Source organism: Pantoea sp. X-Soil-OKNW-556 (assembly GCF_059730695.1).
Window position 1 is genome coordinate 116,803 of record NZ_AP035991.1, and the last position, 26,151, is coordinate 142,953.

Here is a 26,151-nt window from a genome sequence, read left to right on the forward strand (position 1 = left end):
GTGACTGCATCCCGTTGTCGTTGCAGACAAGTATCTGCTAATGTCACCCGGTAATGGCAGACAGCAAAAAACGATAATGGATATTCCCAGGAGGAATAGGGTGGATCGATTTCAGGCGATGCAGATGTATGTTCAGGTGGTTGATGCAGGATCGTTTTCAGCAGCGGCACGGATTATGAACATCGGTCAACCGGCGGTTTCAAAAACCATCGCGCAGTTGGAAAAGCATCTCGAAGTCCGCTTGCTACTGCGAACGACCCACGGGCTGACCCCTACCGAGGCCGGACAGCGCTACTACGAACGGGCGCGTATCACGTTGCAACAGGCGGAAGAGGCTGAGATGGCGGCCCGTGGGGCGGGAAAAGGCTTATCGGGTGTCTTGCGTGTGGCCGCCGCACCGACGTTTTCCCGTTTGCATGTTATTCCCCATTTGGCTCGTTTTATGGACCAGCATCCGCAATTAAAGGTGGATATTGTGCTGGACGATCGCCCGATTGATCTGGTCGCGGAAGGGATTGATATCTGCCTGCGCATGGGAACCTTGAATGATTCCAGCGCAGTGGCGCGCAAGCTGGCGACCACGCGACGTTCCGTGCTGGCGACACCTGCCTATCTGGCACGCTGTGGTTACCCACAACATCCACAGGACCTGACGCAACATCAGACGCTGGTGTTCAGTCAGCTCAACAACCAGTGGCGCTTTACCCGCGCGGGTGAGGAAGAGAGTGTGACCGCGGAAAGCCGTTTGCATCTCAGTGCCGCCGAGGGTATCCGGGCGGCGGTGTTGGCCGATATGGGTATCACCATCGCCTCAGACTGGATGTTTTCGCAGGAAATTATCAACGGCACGGTGCTGCGTGTGTTGACGGAATGGCAATTGCCCGACATTGATTTATGGGCCGTTTTCCCTGGTGGGCGCATGGCGACGGCGAAAGCACGCCAGTTTGCTTCCTTTGTTGAGTCATGCCTTCAGCCCTGATTTACCACCATTTCGTGGGCATCACTTTGCTGCAACCAGTCACGGCTAATCACCCGTAGCAGCTCCAAAAAGCTGTGCCCGGCACTCGACAGACGGCCAATATTGGCACACAAAATGCCGATGTCGGTGGCCGGAAGTACCTCCTTCAAGGACAAGGGGCGCAAGCTTTCCTGATAACCAGGAAAGCGCAGCCTTACCGACGTCCACATACTGACCATCTCAGCCTCTTCCATTAAACGCGCCATGATGGTGGGTGATGAACAGTGGATCACCCGTTCAGGTAGCGGCAGGTTATAGCGGCGGAAAACTTGCGCCAGAATGGAATGGTCGCCCGGCTCATCCCAATCCAGCCAGGTGTAGCTCAGCAAATTGCGCAATGACGTGGTGTGGGTAATCGGATGCTGTTTACCGGCGATGATGGCGTTGCTCAGGGAATAGAGCATTTCATAATACATCGGGGCAATACGCATCCCATCAGTGGAGGAAATCACGGCGAGGTCGATACGGTGATTCTCCAGCGCATCATAAAGCTGATGGGGACGCCCCTCCATCGCGATCAGTTTTACGCCGGGAAAGCGTTGCTGGTACTGAAGTAACGTGGTGGTAAATGGCCCCCAGGCGGCGGCGGAGGTGAAACCGACACGAAGCTGGCGCATCGCTTTACCCAGCAGGTGGTCAATCTCTTCACGCGCCTGACTCAACGAACGATCGATATCGCGCGCATGGCGCAGCAGTACCTGCCCATACTCATTCAGCACTACGCCGCGCGAAGAACGTTCGACAATTGGCATGCCGATCTCCGCTTCCATCTCCTGAATGGTTTTACTGATGGCGGGTTGTGTCAGGTGCAGAGTGCGGGCGGCTTTGCCAATGCTGCCCTGAGCCGCCACTTCCAGTAACACATCGAGCTGATTGAGTTTTATTTTCACGTTTTCCTCGGGCTTCACTCACGAGATGGTGCAGAAAACGCACCATCAGCATTCAGGACAGATAACTCAGGGCATAACAATTTCTCATGATTGAAATGTAATTTATTTATGACAATAGTGCACCTTCCACCGTTTATTGAACGTTACTGGAAGGATATGCGTATGAAAAAAGTCAAATGTGCGCCTGCCGAAGCGGAGGCTGCGGTATCGCTTCCTTTCTGCGCTACCGCTATGGATAGCCGACGAGCTCATGCAAAATCGCTGTTTGCCGTGACCCTCGGCAATGGTCTCGAAATCTATGATTTCGCTGTTTACAGCTTCTTTTCTGTCATTATTGGACACCTTTTCTTTCCCACCGATAGTGATTCCGCCTCGTTACTCCTGGCGGTGGCGACTTTTGGCGTCGGTTTTTTTATGCGACCGCTCGGCAGCCTGGTGCTGGGGCACTACGCCGATAAGCATGGGCGTAAAGCGGCCCTGACGTTGATTATGGCGCTGATGGCGCTGGGCGTGGCGTTGGTCGCCTTTGCACCGACCTATGAACAGGTCGGTATGCTGGCCCCGGTCTTACTGGTTTGCGGGCGTTTGCTACAGGGTTTCTCCGCCGGTGGCGAAGTGGGCGCTGCGACCAGTTGGTTAATGGAGGCGGGAGGCAAGTCACAGCGAGGCGTTCGCGTCAGTTGGCAAATGGCCAGCCAGGGCGGTGCGGCATTGCTCGGGGCGGCGATGGGGGCGTTATTAACTCATAGCTTAAGCCATGATGCCCTGTATAGCTGGGGCTGGCGCATACCGTTCATCGTTGGGTTGGCGATTATGCCGGTGGGGATCTATATCCGTCGCCACCTGAATGAAACCCATACGCCATCGGCTGTTCACGCCGAGGGAACACCGGCAGCCCGTCTGTGGCGCGAACATCGCCGCACTATGCTGCTGGGCATTCTGCTGGTGATGAAAAGTACCACCACGTTTTACATCATCGTCTATTACATGCCCGCCTATATGGTGCATACCCTGCACATGCCGGAGGGGACGTCGTACTGGATTAGCCTGATGGCCGCGACATTAACGCTGGTGGTGCCGTTCTTTGCCGGGAAACTGGCGGATCGCCTGCCGAGCCGCAAGCCATTGTTGTTGGGTTGTGGCATCGGATCGCTGTTGCTGGTATGGCCGATCTTTGCCAGTCTGCACCACGGCGCACCTTTTGCACTGACTATCGCCCTGATTAGCCTTGATCAGATTCTGGCGAATATCACGGCGGTGGCCTTTTTCCTGCTGATCCTCGAAGCCTTTCCGCGTCCGGTGCGCGCCTCGGGTATGGCGTTAATCTATGCCATTGGCGTCACCCTGTTCGGCGGTTTTGCCCAATTTAATGTGACCTGGTTATTGAATGTCACTGGCGATGCTATGGCCCCGGCGTGGTATCTGCTGTTGAGTGCAGTGGTGTCCCTGTCGGCGTTGCTGGCATGGCGTGAGCAACCGGTTTTATCCGATGACTAAAAGCTGAGGTTTGACATGTTGATTAAAGAAATTCTCGCATTCGAAGACGAGATGATTGCCATCCGCCGTGATTTTCATCAGCACCCGGAATTGGGTTTTGAAGAGGTTCGTACCAGCGCGCGCATTGCCGAACTGCTGACGTCATGGGGTTATGACGTGCATCGTGGCCTGGGTGGCACTGGCGTAGTGGGTACGCTGAAGGCAGGTAACGGCAGCAAACGGCTGGGATTACGCGCCGATATGGACGCCTTACCAATGCAGGAGTTAGCCGATATTCCGTGGCGCAGCCAGGTGCCGGGCAAAATGCACGCCTGCGGCCACGATGGGCACTGCGCGATGCTGCTCTCGGCGGCGCGTTATCTGGCGGAAAAACGTCCCTTCAGCGGCACATTACATGTGATCTTCCAACCGTCGGAAGAGTCATACGGCGGGGCGCGCCGCATGATGGATGACGGTTTGTTTCGTTTGTTCCCCTGCGATGCGGTGTTTGGTCTGCACAATTTTCCGTTGTTGCCTGCCGGACATTTTTTTACCAAACCCGGACCCCTGATGGCCTCCTCCGACAGCATGACCATTACGCTCCACGGTAAAGGAGGGCATGGCGCGACCCCGGAAAACACCCTTGATCCCACCGTGGCGGGGGCGGCGATGGTGATGGCGTTACAAACCATCGTGTCACGCAATGTTGATCCACAGGATGCGGTGGTGGTCACGGTAGGAAGCCTGCAAAGTGGCAGCACCCATAACGTCATCCCGGACAGCGCGTTACTCAAACTGAATCTGCGCACCTTCAGTGCGAAGGTGCGTGAGCAGGCGAAGGCGAGGATTGAACAACTGGTACAGGCGCAGGCCGCCAGTTTTGGCCTGACCGCCACTATCCAGCCTGATTTTGGCTACCCGGTCACCATCAATCATGCGGCGGAAACGGACTTCGCGACCCAGGTGGCACGGGATACCTTTGGTGCCGATTGTGTTGCCGATTACGCGGAGGTCAAACCGCTGATGGGCAGCGAGGATTTTGCATTTATGCTGGAGGACGTACCAGGAAACTATATCTGGCTGGGCACCAGCACCGGCGAGGCAGACTACGCGGTGCACCATCCGTTGTATCAATTTAATGATGCCTGCCTGTCGATCGGTGCAACCTATTGGGCGCGATTAACGGAAGCCTTTCTGCGTTAAGGAAAAGTGGCGGCAAGGCGGTCAATAAATGACCGGATATTTCTCCGGGTAAGCGGGGCGCGGCCCGGAGAAGTTTATCCACAGGGTTTTGGCGCGGATATGCACCCGTAATGTGGACAACCCCAATTGCGCCGCTACGGAATGTGCTTTAATGCGCAGACCTGAAAGCGATGTTAATAAGATCTCCTTCACATTATTTAATTAAGGTTTCGATAACCGCTTGCCTGTGCGTCGTACTTTGATGATGATGCTCCCCATTCAGGATTGTTACTGTTTTACAGGCAAAACCTAAATCACCTGGCTCTCGTTATTCAGAGTCCGGCGATTTAGGTTTTTTTTTGCTCAAAATTCCGACAGTGAATTGACTCAGGCAGATATTTATCTGCCGGGTTAACTACGCCCTAAAAAAGAGAGAAGAGATAATCATGATAAAAAGCATGAGGGTTTTTCGTTCGACAATTCTGGCTGGATTACTTTTTACTGCGCTAAATACCCACGCTGAAGACCCGCAGTGGAATGGTACGTTATTGGGATTTGAAGCACCGGGTAAAGGTTTACTGGGTGATATGCTGGGAATTCGTCCCATTCTGAGCGATAACGGCTTTAACTATAATTTTCAGTATCTCAATGAAAATGCGTACAACATCGCCGGGGGCTACAATCACGATCACCACCTCGCCTATATTGATCAATTTGCCATCACGTTTACCCAGGATTTAGAACGCTTTACCGGTATTCCCGATGCCACCCTTGAAGGCAATATTGTTAACCGTAATCACGATGACAGCCTGCTGACAAAACGGGTGCAGGATTCGCGGGTGAATATTAATGATGCCACTCAGGAAAGTGCCGGAACCGGTTCAATTACCCGTCTGGGCTGGTTAACCTTCAGCCGGACATTTGACGATCGCCGGTTACAATGGCGTATCGGGATGATGAATAAAGTCCAGACATTCGACCAAATTGCGCCCTGTGATTTTCAGACGCTGATGTTGTGCGGTGGTAAATCAGCCAACTCAATGTTGTGGAGCAACTGGAATATTCACACCTGGGGAACCACGTTTGCGTATAAAGTCACCCCTGAATTGACCCTGAAAGCGGGTATTCTGGAGCAAAATCCCTCGGCTACCGATCGCAGCCATGCCTGGAGTTGGTCAACCAAAGGTAGCAAAGGGTTTATTTTGCCGCTGGAAGTGGAGTGGAAAACCCACATTCATGAATTACCCGGTATTTATAATTTAGGTACGCAATTTACTAACGCCAAACAATCCGATCTTTACAGCGGTAAAACACAAAATGCCGGGGCGAATGATCCTGAAGGTTATAAAGAATATAACCGTACCTGGTTTTTTTACGGCGGATTTAATCAGCAACTCACTCGCCATGCAGATGACGCTAATCGCGGCTTAAGCGGTGGCATCAACGCGGGATTTGGCGACCAGCGCAGTAATTATATCCACTATGTCACAGCGGCGACCCTGCGTTATCGTGGGTTGTTTGATGCCCGCCCGGAAGACTGGATTGGTGTGGGCGTGTCGTATATCGATATCAGCAATCACTACAGCCGCAATCAGCAGGAGAAAAATAGCCTGCAAGGGGTGGGTGATTATTATGATCCGTTGTACAGCCCGGTGCCGGGACATGCGGTAAACGCTGAGCTTTATTATCGCTTCCGTCCCGTGAGCTGGCTGGAGTTACAACCGGGCATTCAATACTGGCACCGTCCGGGCAGCCTGAGCGAAACCCAGGATGCCTGGGTAGGTGAGCTGAAAACGGTGGTGACGTTCTAATCCGTTGTTTCGTAATGGCGCGATAAATCGCGCCGCTACTATCGGTTATTTAGGGTTTGTGACAGCGCGGGGATGTCGGCAAGTCCGGCGCCTTTGATTTTTAGGGTTAAAGGAAGGTTGCGATGCAACACGATACTCAGCGCTGCCAGCAGAGCAGGCAGGGCGAGGACAAAGAAAATCGCCGACTGTCCAGGGAAAGCGCCCATCAGAAGTCCACCGACAGAAGAACTGAGGATCGCTCCGGTACGGCCAATGCCATGCATCCAGCTTACGCCGGTGGCGCGGATTTCCGTGGGATAATAAGCCGGTGAGTAAACCTGTAGGCCGTTTTGCGCACCGTTGATGCACATGCCGATGACAAAAATGAAGGCCCCAAGCGCCACACCACTAAAGCCGAACATCCCCTGCGCCACCAGGCACAGACAGCCGAGCAGGTAAACCACACCAATCACATATTTGGCGTGCAGCTTATCCATCAGCGCACCGACAATAATGCCGCCTAACGGCCCGCCGAGCTGGAACAATCCGGCCAGAATCGCCGCCTGCTCCAGCGAAATGCCGCCAGAGCGCATAATGGTTGGCAGCCAGCCGTTCAGCAGGTAAATCACGAACAGCCCCATAAAGTAGGTCAGCCACAGGATAATGGTGCCGCGCGCAAAACCATGACGGAACAGTTGCGAAATCGGACTGTGACCATTCACGCGAGGTGAGTGCAGCACAAAGCTGCTGTCATGACTGAAGCTGCCGCCCATCCGGTTCAGCAGCGCGGCAATCTGGCGACGCGGCGCTTTGCGCACCAGCAGATTCAGGGCGGATTCCGGCAACAGCCAGATAAATAACGGCAACATCAACAGCGGAACGATACCGCCAAACACCAGCACCGCTTGCCACGACCAGATACTCAACAAGCCCGCGGCGATAAAGCCACCCAGACCGGAACCAATGTTAAAACCGCTGAACATCAGGGTGATCATCACCCCTTTGCGGCGTTCCGGCATATATTCCGACAGCAGGGTGACGCAGTTCGGCATTACCGCCCCCAGTCCCAGCCCGGTGAGAAAGCGCAGCAGCGCCATTTGCAGCGGCGTACTGGCAAAAGCGCAGGCAAGGCTAAACGCCGAGAACACCAGGAAGGAGAGCAGAATGATACGTTTACGGCCAAAGCGATCGGAAAGCGGTCCGGCGATTAGCGCGCCGATGGCGACGCCAAACATCGCCGCCCCAAGGATCGGTCCCATCGCCGCGCGGGAGATACCCCAATGTTCAATCAGCGCCGGAGCAATAAAACCCATAGCGGCGGCATCGTAACCGTCGAACATGATGATTACCAGGCAGAGGAATAACACACGCCATTGAAAGCGTGAAATCGGCCGGGCGTCGATCCATGCTTTGATATCGACCAGGTTGTTTGTGTTCATGGGTACGCTCTCTGTTATGCCGTGTCAGACGGCTATTGTCATGGTGAGAGAAATTTAACAATCCGATCACACCTTAAGCATGGCAGGAGGCAGTGTCTGTCAAAAAAGGCTTTTAGGGGTATGAGTTAGATTTATATTGTGAGCTGGCTGACAATCTGTGAGAGAGGAAAAACGCGGCCAGGCTGGGTTTGGCCGCTGAAGAGGTAAAGTTAACGTATGAATTTCGTTTAGCAGGCAACAAAAAGGGGCTTAACGCCCCTCGGGATTCAGGAATAGTATTCGGGGGCTTTTTTAAATCCGGCCCAGGCATCCGGATCATGGCCGGTGACGACAATCGCATCTGCCCGCTCGGCGACCGCACGCAGCTTCTGCACCGAGCGCACCGAATCCACCGCCGAAGCGAGGAAGCCGGGCAGCGCTTTTTGCTCCCAGTGATCCACCGTATAGGCCGCATCTATGGTCAGTAGCAGGGGTTTGCTATTGGGCAGACGGACCAGGAAGGATTGGTGTCCGGGCGCGTGACCGGGCGAGAAAATAGTGGTCAGGGTGCCATCACCGTAGATGTCGTAGAAATCATCATCGGTGCCGTTCAGGAATTGCCAGTTCAGGCCGGGACGATCGAAATCGTGGCGGATATAGCCGCCCGCCGCAAACCAGTCCGGGGTAAAGGCATACTCATACTCGGCGCGTTGCACAATATGCCGGGCATTCGGGAAGCGGCCAATGGCACCGGTGTGGTCGAGATGCAGGTGCGACTGCACCACATATTTCACATCCGCCGGGTCGATGCCGAGCGCTTTGACCTGATCGACACAGCCCTGGTCTTCGCCCAATACCGGCCAGTAGACATCACAAATCCCGCCCCAATAACCGCGCGGATCGGTGGCCACTTCAATCGCGTTACCGCCATCGATAATGGTGTGACCATCAGGATGGGTGATCAGAAAGAAGGGGACCGGGATTTCATAATCGGCCCCCGCACCCTGGTTCATCTTAATGTTGTGAACCTTACATTTCAGGGTGCCGGACTGGAGCATGTAGAGTCGTATATCTTTCATACTGGGCATTCCTCTGGTTAGTCGTGGGTACTTTTTTGTTTTAGGGGTAAAAACTTAAAAGGCTTCGCGGTACAGATTCAGCGCGTCCTGCTCCAGCACCTCTACCGGGTTATTGGTGAGCAGACGGGTTTGCAACATGGCATCACTTGCCAGGCGAGGCAAACTCTCCTCGGTGACGCCAACATCACGTAAGCGACGCGGTGCGCCGCTGCGCTCCATCAGTTGCAGCATATGTTCGACAAAGGCGCTGGCACGCGTAGCGGCATCGCCGCTGCCGGCCACGCCCAGCACTTCCGCCAGTTCGGCATACAGCGGTGCTGCGGCGCTGGCGTTATAACGCAACACCGGCCCGAGCATCAGCGCATTGGAAAGACCGTGCGCGACATGGTAGTGCCCTCCCAACGGGTAGGCGAGGGCGTGCACCGCGGCAACGGGTGAATTGGCAAACGCCTGACCAGCAAGGGTCGCGCCGAGCAACATCCCTTCGCGCGCTGCGCGGTTGCTGCCATCCTGGCAGGCGGTGATCAGATTGGCCCCCAGCAGTCGTAGCGCTTCACGCGCCAGCGCATCGGACAACGGATTTTTCTTGTGCTTGCTGGTGTAGGCCTCAATGGCATGCACCATAGCGTCGATACCGGTGGCGGCGGTATGGATTTGCGGCAGACCCACGGTGAGTTCGGCATCGAGCAGCACGAAATCGGCATACAGTTGTGGCGCAACCACGCCCATCTTGGTGGTTTCACCGGTGGTGATGATGGCGATATTGGTCACTTCAGAGCCGGTGCCAGCGGTGGTGGGGATCAGCACCAGCGGCAGTCGGGAACCGGTCACCTTACCGATACCGTACATCTCGGCTAACGGTTGATCACCTTCGGCCATTACCGCCGCGACTTTGGCGATATCCAGCGAGGAGCCACCGCCGAGGCCGATAATGATATCGGTACCGACCTGTTTCACGGCGTCAACGCAGGCGTGGACAATCGCCTCCGGCGGATCCGCCACCACCTGATCAAACACGCTGACGCTAAATCCGGCAGTGGTGAGATTCTCGACGATCGGCGCAATCAGACCGGCTTTGACCAACCCGGCGTCGGTGATCAGGCAGGCGTTGCGTTGTGTAAAACGACTGGCGATGCTGGTGCCGAGTTGCTGCGCACCTCCCCACTTCATCTCAATCGAGGGTACGGTGCGGAACTCAAATGGATTGATAGTCATCTCCTCTCCTCTTTGTTGGCTGCTCGAGTCAGGCGATTTCTGAGCACAGGTATTTGATTTCCAGGTACTCATCAATGCCGTGATGGGAACCTTCACGGCCGAGGCCGGATTGTTTGACGCCACCGAACGGCGCGACCTCGTTAGAGATCAGTCCGGTGTTGTGACCGACCATGCCGTATTCCAGCGCTTCGGCTACCCGCCAGGTGCGGCGCACATTTTCGGTATAGAAATAGGCGGCAAGGCCAAACTCGGTATCGTTCGCCATCGCGATCACTTCTTCTTCGCTGTTAAAGCGGAACAGCGGGGCGACCGGGCCGAAGGTTTCCTCGCGCGCGATTTTCATCTGCTGGGTGACCTCCGCCAGCACGGTGGGTTCGAAAAATGTCCCGCCGAGGGCATGAGTCTTACCACCGGTCACCAGTCGTGCCCCTTTTGCCAGCGCATCGGCGATATGCTCCTCGACTTTTTTGACGGCGTTGCCATCGATCAGCGGCCCAATCAGCACCTCCGGTTGATGACCTTCGCCCACTTTCAGCGCCGCTACTCGCGCTGCGAGTTTTTCCGCAAACTGGTCGTAAACCGCGTCCTGCACATAAAGGCGGTTGGAGCAGACGCAGGTCTGCCCGGCGTTACGGTATTTGGAGGCGAGCGCCCCTTCGACAGCGGCATCGAGGTCGGCGTCCTCAAACACAATAAAGGGGGCGTTACCCCCCAGCTCCAGCGACAGCTTTTTGATGGTCGGTGCGCACTGGGCCATCAACAGGCGGCCAACCTGGGTCGAGCCGGTAAAGGAGAGTTTGGTGACGATATCGCTGGCGGTAAGCGCGCCGCCCAGCTCACGCGCATCGCCGGTGATCACCTGGAACACGCCGGCCGGCATGCCAGCCTGTTGCGCCAGTTCTGCCAGCGCCAACGCGGTCAGCGGTGTTTTTTCGGCGGGACGGACGATCATGGTGCAACCTGCGGCCAGGGCGGGCGCGGCTTTGCGGGTGATCATCGCGGCCGGGAAATTCCACGGGGTGATGGCGGCACAGACGCCAATCGGCTGTTTGATCACCACAATCCGTTTGTTATTGGTCGGAGCCGGAATGGTTTCGCCATACACACGTTTGGCTTCCTCGGCGAACCACTCGACAAAGGAGGCGGCATACAGCGCTTCGCCTTTAGCTTCCGCCAGCGGTTTTCCTTGTTCTGCGGTCATCAGGGCTGCGAGGTCGTCGGCATTGTCGACCATCAGAGTGAACCAGCGGCGCAGTACGGCGGTGCGATCTTTGGCCGCCATTTTGCTCCAACTGCGGAACGCTGTTTGTGCTGCATGGATTGCGTTCTCCGTATCGGATGCCGAGAGAGCAGGTACGGTGGCAATAATTTTGCCGGTGGCAGGATTATCTACTTCAATCACTTCACCTTTACTGCCGCTGACCCATTCGCCATTTACCAGACAACGGTCGCGTAGCAATGTTGGGTTTTTTAGTTTGATCATCGACTCCCCCTTAAGATAAGTTCAATATATTGAACTAAGATCTGTATAGTGAACGTTGGACAGGGGGCAGTATGTCAGGGGATTCCGTAACAAAAAGCGATCAAACGCGCAAAAATATTGATACTGTTCCTGCACTGCGTCGGGCGGTGACCATTCTTGATCTGGTCGCCGCGCAGGGCGGCGCACTCTCCGCGGCGGATATCACGCGTCAACTGGCCCTGCCAAAAAGTACCGCGCATGGGCAGTTGAATGTCCTGACGGAACTGGGGCTGTTAGTCAGGACCGCCGATGGAGCGTTCCGCCTCGGACCGCATCTGATGCGCTGGGCAGACGGTTTTTTGTCACAGATGGATATCGTGGCGCTGTTCCGGGAATACTTTGCCAGCGACAGCGAGCTGGCTGGCTATACCATCACGCTGACTGTGCTCGACCGCGATGAAGTGGTCTACATCAGTTGCCGAAATTCAGAAAAACCCCTCGGTCATACGTTCCGTATTGGTATGCGGTTGCCTGCCCCTTTTACCGCCACCGGCAAGATGTTGCTTTCCGAACTGCCCGACGACGCGCTGGCGGCATTGTTCGCGAACGGTTTCCCTCAGCCCATGACAGCTGCCGGCGTGAGTAACCTTGATGAGTTGCGCCAGGAGTTGATCGCGATCCGCGCGCGCCATTTTTCGATTGATAACGGTCAGATTCACGCCGCGATGACCTGCGTTGGCGCAGCGATTTACGATCATACTGGCAAGGCGATTGCGGGCATCGCTACCAGTTTTCTCAGCAGCGAAGCCCGGACGGGGTTGGTTGAAAGTTTGGGTGAAAAGATGCGTGAAGCAGCATTGGCGCTTTCATGCCAGTGTGGATATCAGGGGTGAGAACCGATATCCGGTAGCGGCGCGATTTATCGCGCAGTCAGTGAAAGTATTCGCATAACGCGTCAATAAACACCCGGTAACGGGTTTCGTTGACGCGCGCAGGTTGCCAGAGCAGATGCATTGCCCGTTCCGGGCATGGGTAGTCAGCCAGAATAGCAACCAATTGCCCCCGTTTGAGTGGCAAGGCCAGCGCTTTATCATAACCCATGACCACGCCTGCTCCCCGGATAGCGGCCTCCAGCAAGGCGCCCCAATCGTTAATTTTCAGCCGGGAATTAACGTCAACGTCATAAAGTAATCCCTCGCTGATAAACGGCCAGCGATCGCTCAATCCTGCCTGCCAGGGCGCGAATGTCAGGCATTGATGATGTGCCAGATCGGCGGGGTGTTGCGGCCACCCCTGTTTCGCCAGGTACTCTGGCGCAGCGCAGGTAATGAGCCGATAGGCGGCTAAGGGCCGCGCGGCCAGTCGCAAGTTTTTATCCAGTTCACCAATGCGGATCACCGCATCAAAATCTTCCGCTGCCGGATTGATCACGTCGTCCGACAGCGTGAGTTCGATATTGATGTGGGGATAGCGCGCCAGAAAATCAGTGAGAAAGTCAGTCAGGGCATAGCGTCCAAAGGTGACAGGTGCATTCAACCGCAAGGTACCGCTGGGAACGTCAGCACTGCCACGGGCTTCACTATCGGCATCGGCAATCGCCTGTAAAATCGTCTGGCAGCGTTTGAAATATTGGTTGCCAGTCGGGGTAAGACTCTGCTGACGTGTTGTTCGTGTGAGTAAACGTGTTTCCAGCTGCTTTTCCATTGAAGCGATGTGCCGGGCCACCATCTGCGGAGACATAGCCAGCTTTTCCGCCGCAGCAACAAAAGATCCCTGTTGTACGGTGGCGACAAATACGCGCATCCCGGTGATTTTGTCCAACATTAACAACTCCTGGTTGTTTCAGAACGCAATATCAGGTCATTTTAAGTATCAATAGTACTTATTACACTCGCTTTTAATCAGCAAATAAGCAGAGGTGAATCATGAGTATCTATATTGTGAGAATGGACCATCCGGCAGGTCCCGAGTGGAATAGCTTTGTTCGGGAACATGTGGTTTATCTGAAGGACTTGATTAAACAAGGGAAACTTATCGCTTCAGGGCCGCTGAAGCAGACTCCGCTACGCGCTGGTTTTTTGATTTTCAACGCAGATAGCCGTGAAGAAGTGAGCAAGCTGGTGAACGCCGATCCTTTTGCGCGTGAAAATCTCATTGCGCAACTGGACATACAGGAATGGGACCCGCTGTTTGGTCAACTTACGGCATTGTCGAGTCGCGTCACCGCCAGTGAGTTGCAGGATCTGGTGGATTAATGCCAACGGTAGCGGCGCGATAAATCGCGCCACTACGTATCAGTCGATCAGGCCAGCACCATGTCTCCTTCAGGCTGACACGAACACGCCAACACAAAACCGTCATCGATTTCTTGTTGGGTTAAGGTCGCGGTGCTGCTGACGTGGTATTCGCCCGCCAGCACCTGGGTTTTACAGCAGCCACACACGCCCTCACGGCAGGCTGCAATGATTGGCACGTTGTTGCTCTCCAGCGCCTGGAGCAGCGAACTGCCCTGCGGGGCGAAAAAGGTCTTACCGGCGGAGAGTTTGCTGAATGTTAGCCCTTCGGTCGCCGCCGCCACCGATGTTGTCGGGGTGAAAAATTGTTCTTTAAAGAAGCACGTCACGCCGCCTTGTTTCACCGCCTCTTCCGCCCACGCCATATAGGGTGCCGGGCCGCAGCAAAATACCGTGCGTCCGGCGAGGTCGGGGACTTCACTCAATAGCGCGTGGCTCAGGCGGCCAGAGACAAAACCGGCGCTGGCCGACTGCTCTGCCACCAGCGTGACCGCGTAGTCGCGCCATTCGTCGGCAAAAATTACCTCCTGCGGCGAACGTACGTTATAAATGACCTGCACATCGACAGCCGGACGGTACTTTGCCAGCCAGCGACGCATCGACATTATCGGTGTCACGCCACAACCCGCAGCCAGCAGCAATAGCTTGTCCTGCGCTTCGTTGTCGCAGGTAAAGTGCCCCTGAGCATCTGAGAGCCACAGATAATCACCGCGTTTGACTTCACCGGTAAGCCATTGCGAGCCAGCACCGCCTGCAATGCGACGCACGGTGAGGGTGATGTATTCACTGACACCGGGTGTGGAGGAGAGGGTATAGGCACGCAGGGTGGTCGCGCTGTTGGCGATACTGACTAACGCATATTGCCCGGCACGATAAGGATAATAATCGTGACACAACAGCGACAGCGTCCAGACATCCGGTGTTTCCTGGTGGATGTGATGCACCTGCATACGCCACGGGCATTGCGGAGTTGGCATGGTCATGTTGATCTCCTCAGGCGCTCAGTAACTGCTGCATATCCTGCGCAACGGTGGTGACCTGACGCAGACCAAATTTCTCGTTCAACACGGCCAGCAGGTCCGGTGTCAGGAAGGCAGGGGCCGTCGGGCCAGTGACGATATTGGTGACGCCCAGCGATAACAACGTCAGCAAAATGACAATCGCCTTCTGTTCGAACCATGACAGCACCAGCGACAGCGGCAGATCGTTGACGCCACAACCGAGTTTTTCCGCCAGCGTCACTGCCAGAATGATCGCTGAGTAGGCATCGTTGCATTGGCCGGCATCGATCAATCTGGGCAGCCCTTCAATGTCGCCAAAATCGAGTTTGTTGAAGCGATATTTGCCACATGCCAGCGTAAGAATCAGGCAGTCGTGCGGCACCTGGGTGGCGAAATCGGTGAAGTAGCTCCGTTCGCTACGCGAACCGTCACAGCCACCTACCAGGAATACATGGCGCAATTTCTCCCGGCTGACCAGGTCGATCAAGGTATCCGCCGCCCCGGTTAAGATCTGACGACCGAAGCCGACAGTGATCAAATGTTCAATCTCGCTATACGGGAAGCCATTGAGTTGTTGTGCCTGCTGGATCACGGCGGTGAAATCATCCCCTTCCAGATGCTTCACGCCTGGCCAGCCGACGATGCTACGTGTCCAGATACGCGCGTCATAGGCACCGACCATCGGGTCGATGATGCAGTTGGAGGTCATGACAATCGGGCCAGGGAAGCGGGCGAATTCCACCTGCTGGTTCTGCCAGCCACTGCCGTAGTTGCCGACCAGATGCTTAAATTTGCGCAGTTCCGGGTAGCCGTGCGCGGGCAACATTTCACCGTGGGTATAGACGTTAACGCCAGTGCCTTCGGTTTGTTGCAGCAGGTTGTATAAGTCTTTGAGATCGTGGCCGGAAATCAGGATACATTTGCCAGCGACGGCTTTGACGTTGACTTGCGTCGGCGTGGGATGACCATAGGTGTTGGTTTCGCCGCTATCGAGAATACGCATCACGCTGAAATTCATTTGGCCGATTTCCATCGCACAGGCCAGCAGGGCATCCATATCCGCAGGCCAGGTGCCCAGCCACGCCATGATGCGATGATAAGTGGCGTAAAGGGCGTTGTCATACTGACCCAGTACATGGGCGTGTTCCATATAGGCCGCCGCCCCTTTCAGGCCGTACAGGCACAGCAGACGCAGACCGAGAATATTGTCGCCAATCAGCGCCTTATCACGATTGGGCGCGAAACTGGCGGCTTGTTGCTGCAATGTGCCGAGATCGTCACTGACCAACTGTAAATCCGCCAGTGGATGGTCGAGAGATGCTCGCGGGTCAATCGCCAGGCAGGCCGCCTTCAGGGCTTCACGTTTGGCGATGGCTTCACGCGCGTAGCCGACAATACGCAGGGAGTCGAAGTTAACGTTAGTCAGGGTAGAGAAAAAGGCGCGCGGGGCGAAATGGTCGATGTCGTGATCGATCAGGTCATAGGTACGGGCTTTGTCGGCCCAGGCAGACAGTCCCTGCAATGTGGCGATCAGCAGATCCTGTAAATCGGAGGTTTCGGCGGTTTTGCCACACATACCTTGCGCATACGAACAGCCGTTGGCTGCCGGGGTTCGAATGGTTTGCTCACATTGCACACAGAACATAATCATAGCCCTTTATAAGTTGTATTTTAAATGCAACTTTAGGCTAATCCTGATGATGAAAACCAACCAGAAGAATTTCGCGTGATTTGCAGGGGAATTGATTTGGCGCAATTTTGCCAGTCATGTTGCCGCGAACGAGGTGGCTTCCCTGCCACCCAAAGAGGTTATTGCAGGTTGTCTTTCACTTTCTGAACCGCCGTGGCATCAACCGGTGCTGCGGCGTTACCCCAACTGTTGCGGATATACGTCACCACCGCGGCAATCTGGTCGTTACCCAACACACCAGCAAAAGAGGGCATAGCGGGTGCAGTCGGGCGGATGTCGGTGTTTACACCACGACTGCCCGCTGCGACCACGCGAATCAACGACGTTGCATCCGACTGGTTAAGCAAAGGGTTATCTTTCAATTGCGGGAAGATATTTTGCTCGCCGCGTCCACCCGGGCTATGGCAGGCCGAACATTTGGACGCATAAATCTGCGCACCAAGTTGCATGCGCTCATCACTGGCTGGCAAGGGTTGCGGGACTTTTTCGCTTTGTTTATCTCCACCTTTCAGATAGGTTGCGACGGCCTGAAGATCGTCATCACGCCAATGTTGTGTTGAATGACTGACCGCATCGGCCATCGGTCCTGAGGCGATGTCGAAGCGGTTGACGCCGGTACGCAAGTAGCTGACGATGTCTTCCGTTGTCCATTTCCCTAGCCCGCTATGGTCGCTGTTGGTCAGGTTGGGGGCATACCAGCCTTCAACCACTTCGCCTGTGAGAAACTGGCCGCCTTTATCGCCACCAAGCAGATTTTTGGGGGTGTGGCAGGTGCCGCAGTGGCCTGGGCCTTCAACCAAATACGCCCCGCGATTCCATTGTGCTGATTTGTCGGGATGGGGTTGGAATTCTCCTTTGTCGAAATTAATCCAGTTCCACACCATCAGGCTGCTGCGGATATTGAAGGGGAACGGCAGTTGATTGGTCTCTACCTCATGGTGAATCGGCTGCAATGTTTGCATCCAGGCCCAAAGGTCGCGCAGATCCGCATCGGACATTTTGGTGTAAGCCGTAAACGGCATCGCACCATACAGCCGTTTGCCTCCGTGACCGATGCCTGCCGTCATGGCGCGTTTAAAGTCGTCATAGTTCCAGTTGCCAATACCGGTTGCGGGGTCCGGCGTGATGTTGGCTCCCACCAGGGTGCCAAAAGGCGTCTGGAGTTTTACACCACCGGCGAAAGGCTGTGTGGCATCGGTGGTGTGGCACGCCGTGCAATCGCCGAGTGTAGCGATGTAGCTGCCACGACTGATTTGATCATATTCCGGTTGTGCCTGCGCAACGAAGCTGGCCGTAGCCAGTAACGCCGCGAGTGAGAGAGACGTGAGCGTTTTCATGCGGTGATCATCTCCCCGGGACGTTTGAGATAGTAATGACGAATGGCGTGAGCCGCTTTAAATGCCAGCGCACCGACAGTACCGGTTGGGTTATAGCCAGGGTTTTGCGGGAAGGCCGATGCACCGACGACAAACAAATTGGGCACATCCCAGACCTGCAAATGTTTGTTCACCGAACTGGTGCTGGGATCGGCTCCCATAATGAAACCGCCCACCACATGGGATGATTGGTAGGGAACGCTGTTCCAGTGGCCGGACATCGGTTTGGCGACGATTTGGCGCGGATTCATTGATTGCGCAATTTCTGCCACCTTACCGGTGCAGTATTGCGCCATCTTCAGATCATTCTCCGCGAAGTCAAAGGTGATACGCAGGAGTGGACGCCCGTGGGGATCGCTGTAATTGGGGTCGAGCGACAGATAGTTGGTACGCGTGGTGTAACTGCTCGCCTCACATCCGATCGACATGGTGCTGAGGTAGTTATCTTTGACCGCACGCTTCCACTGGGAACCCCATTTTGGTGTATTCGGCGGCACTGGCCGGTAACCAATCGGCGCAGAACCGATGGGCGTGACGCGAATACTGCCTCCGCCGAGAAAGCCAAGGCCGCTATGGTCGAAGTTGTCGTTGTTGAACTCGTCAATCCCCATGCCGACGGCACCTGCGCCGATAAAGGGATTGAAGTTTTTGTTGTCGAAAAACAACGTTACGCCATTTGCGGTCTGATAAGCGTAATTGCGGCCAGTGGTGCCGCGATTTGTGACGGGATCGTAGGCTTCGCCAATCTTTGACAGCAACATCAGGCGCACGTTTTCAAACGTGAACGCGGCGACAATCACCAGGTCGGCGGGTTGTTCCCACTTATCACCAGAGGAGTCGATATAGGTCACGCCGGTGGCTTTCTTACCGGATGAATCGGTCAGCACCTCCAGCACCTCGCAGTTGGTGTAAGCGGTGAAATTTTCCTTACGCATCAACGCCGGAAGTACCGTGGTAATGGCACTGGCTTTGGAATAGTTGGCGCAACCGTAGTTGGTGCAGAAACCGCAGAAAGTACAGGGACCCATCGTCACGCCGTAAGGATTGGTATAGGCCTCTGACACCAACGATGAGGGAACCGGAAAAGGCTGATATCCCATATTCCTTGCGGCTTCGGCAAACAGCGTGGGGCCGTAAGGCTGACGCAGTGGCGGCGTGGGGTAATCACCGGAACGCATACCTTCAAACGGGTTACCGCCAGCACGTTTTTCACCATTGAGGTTGGCGGCATAGCCCGATGTACCGGCCACCCGCTCAAACTGCATATAATGCGGCTCCATCTCCTCCCAGGTTGTCCCCCAGTCCTGGAGTACCAGTTCATCGGGGATGGCATTTGCGCCATACCGTTCGGTCAGATGACTTTTGAGGCGAAATTCCTCCGGCTGGAAACGGAAGGTGATGCCTGCCCAATGGTTGCCTGCGCCACCCGTGCCGTTACCGGGGTGGAATGATCCCCAGGTGCGCATCGGCAGTGCGGTCTGTGATGGATTGTTACGCATGGTGCAGGTATTTTGCCGGGTGCGCAGCATCAGTTCTTCGCGCATCACATAGCGCAGTTCGTCGGTCACGGTGGCGACATTGAAGTCACGCGCGGTATCGCGCCAGGGGCCACGTTCAATGCCGATCACCTCGAGGCCTTCATCGGCCAGTTCTTTCGCAATGATCGACCCAGCCCAGCCGAGGCCAATGACCACGACATCCGTTTTTGGTAATTTTTTCATGCTGTTATCCCCTGGCTTTCCATTGCATCATGCTGATGGGTTCTATTCCCAGATTCTCGTTATGGCGATCGATATAGTCGCGATAGTCGTAACGCGCGCCAGGGAATCCCAGCATCTTCCACGAAACCATGTCTTTGTTGCCGCCATAAATCGGATCGGCAAAAAAGCCTTCCATGGTGTTAGTCAGCACATCGTTAAACAGGGATTGCGCATCGTAGCCGTCGAAATGCACCTTGCCTGCCTCCATTGCCTGCAACAAATGGTCCTGCTGCTCCGGTTGAAGGTCGGCGAAGTTCTTTTTTGCGCTCTGTTGCACGAAGCGGTTGAGCGCTGCGATGCCCTGGCGATAACGCTGCTGTGGTATCAGCGGAGACTGGTCACCTTGTTGCGGTGTGCCCTGGTGAAATGGGCCTTGCATGTACAGCCGTTCAAATGTCCCGTAAAAACCGTGCAGTTGGCGATCAATAAACACGGCACAACCGGCTTCTTTGCCACCGATACTGAGTTCATCGGCAGGGATCAGACGGTCAACGATCGCTTCCAGGGTTTGCGCTTCTTCAGGGGTAAAGAACAGCCAGCCTTGTTGATCGAATGATTCGGGAGGATTGTCAGAAAAGGGCGTCCAGCCCGGTGTACCTTTGAGAGACACGGCATCAGCCGCTTGTGTCACCGTGGCAGCGACACCCAACGTTGTCCACGTCAACACCTGCCGTCGTGTCACCCCCGGCAGTGTTTTGGCTCTTTTTTTCATATTGCTTCCTAATTAAGTTGAACAAATTTGAAACAAAGGTTGTTTTTCAGGACATTGAAACAAGCAGTCAATTTTTATGTTGCGACCTTGTATCATTAACATTTTACAATTGTTAAATGTAAGGCCTTTCGGCAAAAGCGGGCTTTAGCAGGGGAAAAAATGCATTTTTTGTCAAAAAATGAGGGGAAAAGATAAGGGTTTGTAATAGATAAACATGGCAGCTAACAAATTGTTACTTCGTTGGCTGCCTGAAAGCAGAGGGATTAAACCGTTAACTGATTACAACGCGTCATAGTTCCTCAAGCGGTAATTAAGCATCGAAATGCCCCAACACACGACAAACAACCCAACCACCACAAAGCCCGCATTACCCAGGTTGTCACTCAGTTTGCCAATCCACGGCCAGATACCACCCTGCAATCCGAGTTTGTCGATCAATAGCCCCAGAGCCTCCACGCCACCGATACACAGCGCCACCACCACCGACGTGCCGGTAATGGTCATGTTGTAATACAGTTTGCGCTGCGGTTTATTAAACGCCCAACCATAGGCATTGAGCATCACCAGGTTATCGAGGGTATCCACCAGCATCATGGCGCTGGCAAACATCACCGGAAAGATAAGAATCGACCACATTGAGATGCCGTAAGAGGCGGTAGCGGCCGAAAGACCCAGCACGCCGATTTCTGTGGCGGTATCGAAGCCTAAGCCAAATAGAAAACCGACCAGGTACATATGCCAGCTTTTATTCACCAGCTTAAAGGTGGTGTTGAATAAGCGGCTCATCAGGCCACCCCCGCTGCTTTCCAGCGCGTCGGCGGTAAGCGGCTCGCCGCGTTTCCACTGGCGGAAGTTACGCCAGACACTGCGCAGAATCACCAGATTAACCAGCCCCATCGCCAGCAGGAAACAGGCCGACACTGCGGTGCCGATCACGCCTCCCACCTCATGGAACCAGGCCATATTTTTCTGGAAAGCGGCGGCAGTGGCGGCGATGGCAATCGATGCCAGAATAACGATGGTTGAGTGACCCAGGGAAAACCAGGCGCCAATAGTTGTCGGACGTTTTCCCTGCTGCATCATTTTACGCGTGACAATATCGATGGCAGCGATATGGTCGGCATCAACCGCATGGCGCAGTCCATAACACCATGCCAGCAGGCAGGTTGCCATCAATGCGGTGCTTTGCTGGAACACCACCAATGCCCAAATCCAGGCGGCAAAATTCGCGGCCACCAGCGCGCCCAATAAAGCGCCAGCGCGCGGGGTTTCACGAAGAACACGCAACAACATCATTTTTTCCTTGTGTATGAGGTATAAGACGCGCGGCGGCAATCAATGCCTGGCCGAGTGAAAGCGCACCGTCGCCCGCAGGCAACTGTGTCGGAAACAGAATCTCCAGATCAGAAAGCCACCAGCGCAGGCGTTCACGTAGCAGACGGTTATGCATCACCCCGCCACAGCAAACGAGGGTGGAAATGCCCAGGTGACTGGCATGCTGACGAACCAGCTCGGCCAGCCCCTGAGCCAGGGCATCATGAAATGCCCACGCACGCGCCGGGGCGCTGGCCTGCCATCCCAGCCATTGCTGCCAGAAGGTAGCCATATCGGGACATCCCTGCACCAGCGGCAACGTCACGGAATGCGGGCAAGGACCGTGGTCGAGGGCCATTGTCTCCAGCAGGCAGGCGGCTTCGCCTTCATAACTTTGCTGGAGGGGCGCGCAGCCCAGGGCGGCTGCCACGGCATCAAACAGGCGACCACAGGAGGAGGCGAGCGGGGCATTGACCCCGCGGGTGATAGCCCGCGCCAACGGCTGCCAGGGCTGGGCACGAACCACCGCCGTTTCCGCATAGTGTTGCCAGTGCGGCACAAAGGCTTCGCATTGTGCCAGCAAATTACGCCAGGGCTGCCGCGCTGCCAGATCGCCACCCGGAAGCGCCACGGGTGGCAGACCGCCGAGGTGCGTACATTCCCGGTAGTCCACCCGCAGGCATTCACCCCCCCAGAGCTGACCGTCAGCGCCATAGCCAATACCATCAAGGGCCAGCGCCAGCACCTTGCCACCCTCCAGCGGCCAGTGATGTTCGGCCAGGCAGGCGGCAGCGTGAGCGTGATGATGCAATATTTCTGAGAGCGGCAGCGCCATCTCACGCCCCAGTTGTGCGCTACGCCAGGCCGGATGCGCATCAACCGCAATCTGCTGTGGCGTAAAGTGGTAGATCTCGCACATCAGCTGCAATGCCTGACGCCACTGGGTTTCGACGCCGCTTTGCGCTAAATCGCCAAAGTACTGACTGAGCACCGCCTGGTCGTCACGCACCAGACAGAAGGTATTTTTCAGATCGCCGCCGAGTGCCAGTATCGGTGGCAGTTGGTTGAAACCGGGCGGTAGCGGCAGGGCATCGGGCACAAACCCACGCGAGCGCCGTAACATTTCACCGCTGGCGCGCATCACAGAATCATCCATGCGTTGCAGGATCGGGCGATTATGCAGCAGCCATCCATCGGCAATCCCCGCCAGCTCCGCCAGCGCGCGATCATTCTCTATTGCAGGGGGCAAACCGTTCAGATTGCCGGATGTCATCACCAGTGGGCCGCCAAAATCCGCCATCAACAGATGCTGGAGAGGATTGGCCGCCAGCATCACACCGATTTCATTCAGACCTGGCGCAATCCCGGCGCTTAACCCGCTTAACAGGTGACGGTCGACCAGCACAATCGGCGCGGCTGGTGAGGTGAGGAACGCGGTGGCCGAATCCGGTAAGCCCAGCGTATCCGGTATCATCACAGCAAAAGGTTTTGCTGGCCGCTGCTTACGCTGCCGCAGGCGCTGCACCGCCAGCGGGTTGCGGGCATCCACCGCCAGATGAAACCCACCCAGTCCTTTAATGGCGACAATCCCGCCTTTTTTCAGCAGCGTCACGGCCTGTTGCAGTGCCGAATCTCCCTTACACCGTTGCCCGTTGTGGTGCCAGATTATCTGCGGGCCGCAATCCGTGCAGGCCAGCGGTTGAGCATGAAAACGGCGGTCTAGCGGGTTGCGGTACTCCCGTTCACAGGCCGGGCACAGGGGAAACGCGGCCATTACCGTGGCGGGACGATCGTAAGGTATGGCGTGGATAATGGTGTAGCGTGGACCGCAGTGGGTACAGTTAATAAAGGGGTAGCGGTAACGTCGGTCCGTGGGATCATGCAGTTCGCGCAGACAGGCGGGACACGTTGCGGCATCGGGGACGATTTGCGTGGTCATGGCACCCTCGTCACTGTGACGAATGGTGAAACTCTCCGGCAGGCTTATCCAGCACATTGTCTGTTGTTCAATGCTATCAATCCGCGCCAGCGGCGGGCAGTGCTGATGCAGCGCCGCCAGTAACGTTGTTGCCGGGCTGGTCAGACGCACCAACACGCCCGCGCCGTCGTTGCAGACGTCGCCTTTGAGCTGGAGTTGTTGTGCCAGTTGCCAGACCCAGGGGCGAAAACCGACGCCCTGGACCTTGCCGCGAATACGTAATGCGATACCGTTGTTATTCATAGGAATTTATACCGTCGCGGCGCAATCTATTGCGCGATAATGGAAAAACCCGCGCGATAAATCGCGCCGCTACGAAGCCCTTGTTACGCTTCTGCCGCTTCGCGCAGGCGCGCTTTCATCTGGTTATAGGTGGTCTGCGCATAGAGTTCAGCCCACGCCTGATCCTCAATCGCGCTGACGTTGACCGCGCAATATTTGGTTTCCGGTGTTTTGGAAATCGGATCAAGATTGTCCTGAGTCAGCTCATTACAGGCACCAATCCACCATTGATAAGTCATATACACCGAACCCTTGTTGATGCGTTCATTGACGTCGGCGCGGCTGATCACTTTGCCGCGTCGTGAGCTGACCCACACCAGTTGCTGGTCTTTTATCCCCAATGCTTCGGCATCCAGCGGGTTGATTTGCATATAACCGGGTTCGTCGGCGAGGGTTTGCAGCGCCGCGCAGTTACCGGTCATGGATCGACAGGAGTAGTGCCCTACTTCACGCACGGTGCAAAGCACCAACGGGTAGTCTTTATCCGGCACTTCCGCCGGGGCGCGCCACTTAGCGGCGAACAACTGCCCCTTACCGGTTGGGGTATCAAACTTATTCCCTTTGTAGAGATAAGGGGTGCCGGGATGGTCCAGCGTCGGGCAAGGCCACTGAACGTGTCCCATCTCGCCCATTTTTTCGTAGGTTACGCCATAGAACAGCGGGCACAGATCGCGCAGCTCATCCCAGATCTGCTGGTTATTGTCGTAATGCATCGGGTAGCCCATTTCTGTGGCAATCAGGCTGATGATTTCCCAGTCACGTTTGACGTTGTATTGCGGTTCGATGGCTTTCTCAAAGCGCTGGAAACCCCGGTCGGCACAGGTAAACACGCCGCCGTGTTCACCCCATGAGGTGGCGGGCAGCAGCACGTCGGCCACTTCGGCGGTTTTGGTCATAAAGATGTCCTGCACCACCACGAAGTCGAGCGCTTCAAAACCCTGACGCACCAGGCCTAAATCCGCCTCGGTCTGGAGCGGATCTTCCCCCATGATGTAGTAAGCCTTCATCTCGCCTTCCAGCGCCAGATGCGGCACTTCTGTGATGCGCACGCCAACTTTGTCGTCCATCACTGCCGGATCAATGCCCCATGCGCTGGCGAACTTCGCTCGCACCGCCGGATCAACCACGTCCTGGTAGCCGGGAAACTGGTTGGGGATGACGCCCATATCGCAGGCACCCTGCACGTTGTTCTGACCGCGCACCGGCCCGACGCCGACATGTTCGCGGCCCAGATTACCGGTCAGCAGCGCCAGGCTGGACAAGCCTTTCACCACATCCACCGCCTGACCAAACTGCGTCACCCCCATGCCCCACATAATGGTGGCGGAAGGTGCTGCGGCGTAGGTGCGCATTGCCTGGCGAATCTGCTGGGCCGGGATACCGGTCAAATGCTCGACATCTTCCGGGGCGTAACCTTTAACGGTCTCGCGATAGGCATCCAGCCCCTCGGTGTATTTAGCGACATACTCCTTGTCGTAAAGTTGCTCATCCAGCAATACGTAACCAAAGGCGTTAACCAGCGCCATATTGCAGCCGTTTTTGATTTGCAAATGTTGATCGGCAATACGGGCGGTTTCGATGCGGCGTGGGTCGCAGACGATGATCTTCGCGCCATTACTTTTGGCTTTGATCACGCGGCGCGCCACGATGGGGTGAGAGTCGGCACAGTTATAGCCCACTACCAGCAGGCATTTGGAGTTTTCGATATCACCGATGGAGTTGCTCATCGCGCCGTTCCCCAGCGTCACCTGTAGCCCGGCGACGGAGGGACCGTGGCACACGCGTGCGCAGCAATCGACGTTATTGGTGTTCAGCACGCCACGGGCGAATTTTTGCATCACATAGTTGGTTTCGTTACCGGTGCCGCGTGAGGAACCGGTGGTCATAATGGCGCGTGGCCCGAACTGCTGCTTAATCTCGCCAAGGCGTTTGGCCGTGTAGCGGATAGCTTCCTCCCAACTAACGGGCTGGAGTTTGCCCCCTTTCTGATAACGGATCATCGGCTGCGTCAGACGTGGCGTGAGCAGTTTGGTGTCGTTGAGGAAGTCCCAGCCATAGTAGCCTTTCAGACACAATTCGTTCTGGTTGGTCACACCATCGGCCGCTTCGGCACGCAGAATTCTGTTGTTCTCGACGACCAGTTTCAGTTTGCAGCCTGCACCGCAATAGGGGCAGACGGTAGTCACTTTTTTCATCTATAGCCAACCTGTAAGA

General features: G+C 55.7%; 20 protein-coding genes. 6 read left to right on the forward strand and 14 right to left on the reverse strand.

All coding sequences use genetic code 11. The annotated features are described in order from the left end of the window. The first annotated feature begins 100 nt into the window (after window positions 1-100). A complete protein-coding gene (locus AC6I8T_RS21230; RefSeq protein WP_497834350.1) occupies window positions 101-979 on the forward strand; it encodes a LysR family transcriptional regulator in 879 nt (292 codons plus the stop codon). Here AC6I8T_RS21230 and AC6I8T_RS21235 read toward each other — a convergent pair. Continuing rightward, on the reverse strand, window positions 970-1,908 hold the full coding sequence (locus AC6I8T_RS21235; RefSeq protein ID WP_208725911.1) for a LysR family transcriptional regulator: 939 nt from the start codon (window positions 1,906-1,908) through the stop codon (window positions 970-972). The two genes, AC6I8T_RS21230 and AC6I8T_RS21235, sit on opposite strands and share 10 nt — an antisense overlap. A 162-nt stretch (window positions 1,909-2,070) precedes the next feature. Here AC6I8T_RS21235 and AC6I8T_RS21240 point away from each other — a divergent pair, with 162 nt between their 5' ends. From AC6I8T_RS21240 to AC6I8T_RS21250, 3 genes are all read left to right on the forward strand, one after another. Continuing rightward, the gene (locus AC6I8T_RS21240) at window positions 2,071-3,405 is read left to right on the forward strand and encodes an MFS transporter (RefSeq protein WP_497834351.1); all 1,335 of its coding nucleotides are present in this window, start codon (window positions 2,071-2,073) and stop codon (window positions 3,403-3,405) included. A 15-nt stretch (window positions 3,406-3,420) separates the two neighbouring features. After that, on the forward strand, window positions 3,421-4,587 hold the full coding sequence (locus AC6I8T_RS21245) for a M20 aminoacylase family protein (RefSeq protein WP_208725909.1): 1,167 nt from the start codon (window positions 3,421-3,423) through the stop codon (window positions 4,585-4,587). A gap of 437 nt (window positions 4,588-5,024) precedes the next feature. Beyond that, window positions 5,025-6,377, forward strand: a complete 1,353-nt coding sequence (locus AC6I8T_RS21250; protein ID WP_497834352.1) for a carbohydrate porin — start codon at window positions 5,025-5,027, stop codon at window positions 6,375-6,377. 38 nt (window positions 6,378-6,415) lie between these two features. Here the strand turns inward: AC6I8T_RS21250 and AC6I8T_RS21255 are convergent, their stop codons facing one another. From AC6I8T_RS21255 to AC6I8T_RS21270, 4 genes are all read right to left on the reverse strand, one after another. Beyond that, window positions 6,416-7,795, reverse strand: a complete 1,380-nt coding sequence (locus AC6I8T_RS21255; protein ID WP_208725907.1) for an MFS transporter — start codon at window positions 7,793-7,795, stop codon at window positions 6,416-6,418. Between the two features lie 266 nt (window positions 7,796-8,061). Next, a complete protein-coding gene (gene attM, locus AC6I8T_RS21260) occupies window positions 8,062-8,853 on the reverse strand; it encodes an AttM family quorum-quenching N-acyl homoserine lactonase (RefSeq protein WP_497834353.1) in 792 nt (263 codons plus the stop codon). 54 nt (window positions 8,854-8,907) lie between these two features. Then, the gene (locus AC6I8T_RS21265; RefSeq protein ID WP_208725905.1) at window positions 8,908-10,068 is read right to left on the reverse strand and encodes an iron-containing alcohol dehydrogenase; all 1,161 of its coding nucleotides are present in this window, start codon (window positions 10,066-10,068) and stop codon (window positions 8,908-8,910) included. A 28-nt stretch (window positions 10,069-10,096) separates the two neighbouring features. Continuing rightward, window positions 10,097-11,551: an NAD-dependent succinate-semialdehyde dehydrogenase gene (locus AC6I8T_RS21270; protein WP_497834354.1), complete on the reverse strand. Its 1,455-nt coding sequence runs from the start codon at window positions 11,549-11,551 to the stop codon at window positions 10,097-10,099. A gap of 71 nt (window positions 11,552-11,622) precedes the next feature. Between AC6I8T_RS21270 and AC6I8T_RS21275 the strand changes: the two genes are divergently transcribed. Then, complete coding sequence (locus AC6I8T_RS21275; RefSeq protein ID WP_208725903.1) at window positions 11,623-12,423, forward strand: IclR family transcriptional regulator; 801 nt, start codon at window positions 11,623-11,625, stop codon at window positions 12,421-12,423. A gap of 37 nt (window positions 12,424-12,460) precedes the next feature. Here the strand turns inward: AC6I8T_RS21275 and AC6I8T_RS21280 are convergent, their stop codons facing one another. Continuing rightward, window positions 12,461-13,354: a LysR family transcriptional regulator gene (locus tag AC6I8T_RS21280; protein WP_208725902.1), complete on the reverse strand. Its 894-nt coding sequence runs from the start codon at window positions 13,352-13,354 to the stop codon at window positions 12,461-12,463. Between the two features lie 101 nt (window positions 13,355-13,455). Between AC6I8T_RS21280 and AC6I8T_RS21285 the strand changes: the two genes are divergently transcribed. Next, on the forward strand, window positions 13,456-13,785 hold the full coding sequence (locus AC6I8T_RS21285) for a YciI family protein (protein ID WP_208725901.1): 330 nt from the start codon (window positions 13,456-13,458) through the stop codon (window positions 13,783-13,785). Between the two features lie 47 nt (window positions 13,786-13,832). Here the strand turns inward: AC6I8T_RS21285 and hcr are convergent, their stop codons facing one another. From hcr to fdhF, 8 genes are all read right to left on the reverse strand, one after another. After that, on the reverse strand, window positions 13,833-14,807 hold the full coding sequence (gene hcr, locus AC6I8T_RS21290; protein WP_497834355.1) for an NADH oxidoreductase: 975 nt from the start codon (window positions 14,805-14,807) through the stop codon (window positions 13,833-13,835). 10 nt (window positions 14,808-14,817) lie between these two features. Then, entirely contained in the window at window positions 14,818-16,470 is a 1,653-nt protein-coding gene (gene hcp / locus AC6I8T_RS21295; RefSeq protein ID WP_497834356.1) for a hydroxylamine reductase, read from the reverse strand. A 164-nt stretch (window positions 16,471-16,634) separates the two neighbouring features. Next, entirely contained in the window at window positions 16,635-17,852 is a 1,218-nt protein-coding gene (locus AC6I8T_RS21300) for a c-type cytochrome (protein WP_208725898.1), read from the reverse strand. Next, on the reverse strand, window positions 17,849-19,612 hold the full coding sequence (locus AC6I8T_RS21305) for a GMC family oxidoreductase (RefSeq protein ID WP_497834357.1): 1,764 nt from the start codon (window positions 19,610-19,612) through the stop codon (window positions 17,849-17,851). Before AC6I8T_RS21305 ends, AC6I8T_RS21300 begins: the two co-directional genes overlap by 4 nt. 4 nt (window positions 19,613-19,616) lie before the next feature. Continuing rightward, window positions 19,617-20,363, reverse strand: a complete 747-nt coding sequence (locus AC6I8T_RS21310; protein ID WP_497834358.1) for a gluconate 2-dehydrogenase subunit 3 family protein — start codon at window positions 20,361-20,363, stop codon at window positions 19,617-19,619. Window positions 20,364-20,642: 279 nt separating this feature from the next. Beyond that, window positions 20,643-21,656 (reverse strand): HoxN/HupN/NixA family nickel/cobalt transporter, encoded by a 1,014-nt coding sequence (locus tag AC6I8T_RS21315; RefSeq protein ID WP_208726620.1) that lies wholly within the window; start codon window positions 21,654-21,656, stop codon window positions 20,643-20,645. Continuing rightward, window positions 21,634-23,898, reverse strand: a complete 2,265-nt coding sequence (gene hypF / locus AC6I8T_RS21320) for a carbamoyltransferase HypF (RefSeq protein ID WP_497834359.1) — start codon at window positions 23,896-23,898, stop codon at window positions 21,634-21,636. The genes AC6I8T_RS21315 and hypF overlap by 23 nt, the downstream gene beginning before the upstream one ends. 83 nt (window positions 23,899-23,981) lie before the next feature. After that, window positions 23,982-26,132 (reverse strand): formate dehydrogenase subunit alpha, encoded by a 2,151-nt coding sequence (fdhF, locus tag AC6I8T_RS21325; protein ID WP_497834360.1) that lies wholly within the window; start codon window positions 26,130-26,132, stop codon window positions 23,982-23,984. Window positions 26,133-26,151 lie beyond the last annotated feature (19 nt).

Coding starts and splice junctions, on each gene's coding strand:
- AC6I8T_RS21240 (WP_497834351.1), top strand. CDS start 2,071: ATGAAAAAAGTCAAATGTGCGCCTGCCGAAGCGGAGGCTGCGGTATCG.
- AC6I8T_RS21245 (WP_208725909.1), top strand. CDS start 3,421: ATGTTGATTAAAGAAATTCTCGCATTCGAAGACGAGATGATTGCCATC.
- AC6I8T_RS21250 (WP_497834352.1), top strand. CDS start 5,025: ATGAGGGTTTTTCGTTCGACAATTCTGGCTGGATTACTTTTTACTGCG.
- AC6I8T_RS21255 (WP_208725907.1), bottom strand. CDS start 7,795: ATGAACACAAACAACCTGGTCGATATCAAAGCATGGATCGACGCCCGG.
- attM (WP_497834353.1), bottom strand. CDS start 8,853: ATGAAAGATATACGACTCTACATGCTCCAGTCCGGCACCCTGAAATGT.
- AC6I8T_RS21265 (WP_208725905.1), bottom strand. CDS start 10,068: ATGACTATCAATCCATTTGAGTTCCGCACCGTACCCTCGATTGAGATG.
- AC6I8T_RS21270 (WP_497834354.1), bottom strand. CDS start 11,551: ATGATCAAACTAAAAAACCCAACATTGCTACGCGACCGTTGTCTGGTA.
- AC6I8T_RS21275 (WP_208725903.1), top strand. CDS start 11,623: ATGTCAGGGGATTCCGTAACAAAAAGCGATCAAACGCGCAAAAATATT.
- AC6I8T_RS21280 (WP_208725902.1), bottom strand. CDS start 13,354: ATGTTGGACAAAATCACCGGGATGCGCGTATTTGTCGCCACCGTACAA.
- AC6I8T_RS21285 (WP_208725901.1), top strand. CDS start 13,456: ATGAGTATCTATATTGTGAGAATGGACCATCCGGCAGGTCCCGAGTGG.
- hcr (WP_497834355.1), bottom strand. CDS start 14,807: ATGACCATGCCAACTCCGCAATGCCCGTGGCGTATGCAGGTGCATCAC.
- hcp (WP_497834356.1), bottom strand. CDS start 16,470: ATGTTCTGTGTGCAATGTGAGCAAACCATTCGAACCCCGGCAGCCAAC.
- AC6I8T_RS21300 (WP_208725898.1), bottom strand. CDS start 17,852: ATGAAAACGCTCACGTCTCTCTCACTCGCGGCGTTACTGGCTACGGCC.
- AC6I8T_RS21305 (WP_497834357.1), bottom strand. CDS start 19,612: ATGAAAAAATTACCAAAAACGGATGTCGTGGTCATTGGCCTCGGCTGG.
- AC6I8T_RS21310 (WP_497834358.1), bottom strand. CDS start 20,363: ATGAAAAAAAGAGCCAAAACACTGCCGGGGGTGACACGACGGCAGGTG.
- AC6I8T_RS21315 (WP_208726620.1), bottom strand. CDS start 21,656: ATGTTGTTGCGTGTTCTTCGTGAAACCCCGCGCGCTGGCGCTTTATTG.
- hypF (WP_497834359.1), bottom strand. CDS start 23,898: ATGAATAACAACGGTATCGCATTACGTATTCGCGGCAAGGTCCAGGGC.
- fdhF (WP_497834360.1), bottom strand. CDS start 26,132: ATGAAAAAAGTGACTACCGTCTGCCCCTATTGCGGTGCAGGCTGCAAA.